Source organism: Synechococcus sp. R3-13 (assembly GCF_047462195.1).
GTDB lineage: Bacteria > Cyanobacteriota > Cyanobacteriia > Thermostichales > Thermostichaceae > Thermostichus.
Window position 1 is genome coordinate 1 of record NZ_JANSIO010000528.1, and the last position, 3533, is coordinate 3533.

Sequence of the window (3533 nt, forward strand, 5' to 3'; positions counted from 1 at the left end):
CCCCGAAGGTGTAGAGCTGCTCCAGATAGAGGTTTTTAACACGAATTTTCTCCGCCAAGATGCGGTAGGCCGCTGCTTCTAGGGATTCTGAGCGCCGCACCAGTGTTCCTGGCAGGGCCCAGCAACCGCGGAAGGGATCCTCCCGCCGCCGCACCAGCAGCACCAGGAGGCGATTCTGCTCAGTGTCGATGGAGAAAATGACCGCATCCACGCCCACCCGGAACTCCGCCAAGGCGATCCGGTTCTCCGATGGGCCTGCCACGATGCGGGATCCCTGCATAGCTTGGCACTGAATCCTCCACCAACAGCCTACCCAGTTTGTCCCTCCAGAGGGAGCTACCAGCCTGGACCACCGTCTTGCCAGTCTAAGCCCTATCTGGGGCGAAGGCTTTCGTGTCGCGGGGAAGATGGGTTGCTAAAGGTGTGCAAAAGAACCCCGACTCAGGCAACACTTTTACTTTTTGCGCGATTTGGCTCTTTTTCAGCCACAGATGGCCCCTCAGCGAGGGGGAACAGCCGACCTTGTCTGACAGCAATGTGAACCCGCGCGCCCACAGGCAGGGCTTCCCGGGCTAGGGCGTGCAATTCTTTGCCGGCTGCTGTGATCAGGCAATAGCGGTACTCTCGCCCCAAAAACTGTCGATCCCGAATGACAATGCCGCCCTGAGGATCAGGATGCAAATGCAACTCCTCCTGTCGAACCATCAACTCTGCGCAGCGCAAGCTGGGGTCGGGCTGATCCCTCAAAGCCTGGAATGGGATGTGCAGCAGCTCTTCAGCCTGCCAACCCAACTCCCGCCGCTCACAGCGCAGAAAGTTGGCCTGGGTAATAAACTCTGCCACGAAGCGAGTAGCCGGCTCCCGGTAAACCTCCTCCGGGGATCCCCATTGCTCAATACGGCCTTCCCGCATCACCGCCACCCAGTCGGAGAGGCAGAGAGCCTCCTCTTGGTCGTGGGTGACAAAAATGGCCGAGGTCTGGGTTTGCTTGAGGATTTTGCGGATTTCTTCCCGCAGGTAGTAGCGCACCTGCACATCCAAATTGCTCAGCGGCTCATCCAACAGGATCAAGCTAGGCCTGGGGGCCAAAGCCCGCGCCAAAGCCACCCGCTGCTGCTGCCCGCCCGAAAGCTCGTGGGGATAACGATGGGTGTAGTCTTCCAGGCCCACCAACCGCAACACCTCGTAAGCGCGTTCCCGCGCCTGTTGGGCAGCGCCTCGCAACTCAGCTCGCAACTCAGTTGAGGAGGAGCGATTGCCACCCCCTGCCGCCGACGCAAACGGGGTAGTGGGTCGGAGGCCAAACATCACATTGGCCAACACGTTCAAGTGGGGAAACAGGGCAAAATCCTGAAACACCAGCCCCACTCCCCGTCGCTCCGGTGGGATCCACTGCCCCTCCCCAGCCACAACCTGCCCCCCCAGGAGGATCCGCCCGCTATCCGGCTGCTCAAATCCGGCAATGGTGCGCAATAAGGTGGTTTTCCCACAACCTGATGGGCCCACAATGCTGAGGATGTCTCCTTGGGGCAGGCGAAACTCGACTTCCCGCAAAACCAACTGCCGCTGGCCGGGAAACCCCTTGCTGATGCCCTCAAGCTGAAGGATGTAGGAGGGATCCTCCCGCCCGGCAGTGGGGCTTGGAGAAAACAAAGACTCAGCCATGACGGTTGTTGTTGCAAAAGATTTTCACCATTTTTACCACACTACCATACTCCCAGACCCCACCTAGCCAGATCGAGGTTCAACAGCCAGCGGACGGATCTTGAGCAGGACAGGCTGAGGTCTCTGCGCCCTACCCTGATTCCAAGGGAAGCGATGGAAAATCAGTGTTACACTTAGTTAAGGAAGTTTCTCAGGCCTGGGCGGCGCTTGCTTGTGTGGCGCACTCCAGAGGCTTGTTCTAAATGAGTTTTGAGACAAAGTTTCCCGAACGTGCTCTGATTACAGGGGCCAGTCGAGGGATCGGCAGAGCGGTAGCCCTAGCCCTAGCCCGACAAGGGATAGCGGTGGCTCTGGTGGCCCGCTCCCAACCTGATCTGCTGGCGGTGCAGGCCCAAATCCAAGCCCAGGGCGGCAAGGCAGCGATTTTTCCCATCGACTTGGCCGACTTAGCAGCTCTGCCCCAGCAGTTGCAGGCTCTCCTGGATCGATTTGGCGTCTGCGATGTCTTGGTCAATAATGCGGGCATGGCCCACGTTGGCCCCTTGGCCACCTTACCTTTGTCGGATTGGCAGCGAGTGATCGACTTGAACTTGACGGCGGCTTTTCTGTGTGCCCAAGCCGTACTTCCCGGAATGCGCCGGCAGCGCTGCGGCACGATTGTCAACGTCATCTCGATTGCAGGCAAGCGAGCTTTTCCCAACTGGGGAGCCTACTGTGCCAGCAAGTTCGGCCTAATGGGCTTTTCTCAAGCTTTGGCCGAAGAGGAACGACAGCATGGCATTCGGGTCACCAGCCTGTGCCCTGGTGCCGTGGACACGTCCCTCTGGGATACGGGCACGGTAGGGGTCAACTTCGACCGTTCCAAAATGCTCTCGCCGGAATGGGTAGCCGACTTGATTACCTATATTGTTCGGTTGCCCACAGGTGCGGTGGTGGAAGATCTCACCTTCATGCCTGCGGTGGGAGCCTTTTAGACCTGGCTGGTTTGGGGTTGCCCGTGACTTGGGAGGGTTTTGGCTATCGCAGCCTTTGACTGGATGCCACCTGAGCTGAGTTGCATGCACCGAGTTCTCTTAGCCTTTCGTTAACCAAGGAATATCCTGCTATGACCCTTGCGAAACCCGGATCTGGCTCGCAATCTCGAATGGATGACAAAGCCCATTTCAAGTCTCGGGTGATTCGAGATCGAGCCACTTTTGCGGAAGAAGAATTGGGTAGCTCGGATGTCTCAGATCCGGCTATGGTGGCGGCGGTGGAGACGCTGCTGCGGGGGATCGGGGAGGATCCCCAACGGGAGGGGCTGCGAAAAACCCCGGAACGAGTGGTTGCGGCTTTGAAGTTTTTGACCAGTGGGTATTGGCAGTCTTTGGAGGAGCTACTGAACAGTGCCATCTTTGATGAGGGCCATGACGAGATGGTGCTGTTGCGGGATGTGTCTCTGTTTAGCCTGTGCGAGCACCATCTGCTGCCCTTTATCGGCAAAGCCCATGTTGCCTACATCCCCAAGCAAAAGGTGGTGGGCCTAAGCAAAATTGCCCGTATCGTCGAGATGTACTCCCGCCGCCTGCAGGTTCAGGAACGCCTGACACGGCAAATTGCTGAGGCCTTGATGGAGGTGCTGGATCCCTACGGGGTGGGGGTGGTTATCGAGGCTACCCACATGTGCATGGTGATGCGGGGGGTACAAAAGGCCGGCTCCTGGACGGTCACCAGCTCGATGGTGGGGGTGTTTCAGGAGGATCCCCGTACCCGCGAAGAGTTTCTGAGTCTCATTCGCCATCCGTCCAATTTTTAGGGAGCTTCCCGGAGCTTTGTCGGTGAGTGGGTTAAGCCTCTGCTCAGCTAGAAATCGCAGGAGCCCCGCACTG

The 3533-nt window shown here is 58.3% G+C and carries 4 protein-coding genes; 2 read left to right on the forward strand and 2 right to left on the reverse strand.

Going from position 1 to position 3533, the window contains the following annotated elements; all coding sequences use genetic code 11:
• Both NW856_RS14365 and NW856_RS14370 read right to left on the reverse strand, forming a co-directional pair.
• Window positions 1–280 (reverse strand): NUDIX domain-containing protein (locus NW856_RS14365; protein WP_414400781.1); only part of this gene is annotated, 280 nt, incomplete at its 3' end.
• Between the two features lie 161 nt (window positions 281–441).
• Window positions 442–1665, reverse strand: coding sequence for an ABC transporter ATP-binding protein (locus NW856_RS14370; protein WP_414400782.1), 1224 nt, complete (start codon window positions 1663–1665; stop codon window positions 442–444).
• Between the two features lie 242 nt (window positions 1666–1907).
• Here NW856_RS14370 and NW856_RS14375 point away from each other — a divergent pair, with 242 nt between their 5' ends.
• Window positions 1908–2639 carry an SDR family oxidoreductase gene (locus NW856_RS14375; RefSeq protein WP_414400783.1) on the forward strand — a complete coding sequence of 244 codons (732 nt, stop codon included), beginning with the start codon at window positions 1908–1910 and terminating at the stop codon, window positions 2637–2639.
• A gap of 131 nt (window positions 2640–2770) precedes the next feature.
• Window positions 2771–3460 (forward strand): GTP cyclohydrolase I FolE, encoded by a 690-nt coding sequence (gene folE, locus NW856_RS14380; protein ID WP_414400784.1) that lies wholly within the window; start codon window positions 2771–2773, stop codon window positions 3458–3460.
• Window positions 3461–3533 lie beyond the last annotated feature (73 nt).

Coding starts and splice junctions, on each gene's coding strand:
- folE (WP_414400784.1), top strand. CDS start 2,771: ATGACCCTTGCGAAACCCGGATCTGGCTCGCAATCTCGAATGGATGAC.
- NW856_RS14370 (WP_414400782.1), bottom strand. CDS start 1,665: ATGGCTGAGTCTTTGTTTTCTCCAAGCCCCACTGCCGGGCGGGAGGAT.
- NW856_RS14375 (WP_414400783.1), top strand. CDS start 1,908: ATGAGTTTTGAGACAAAGTTTCCCGAACGTGCTCTGATTACAGGGGCC.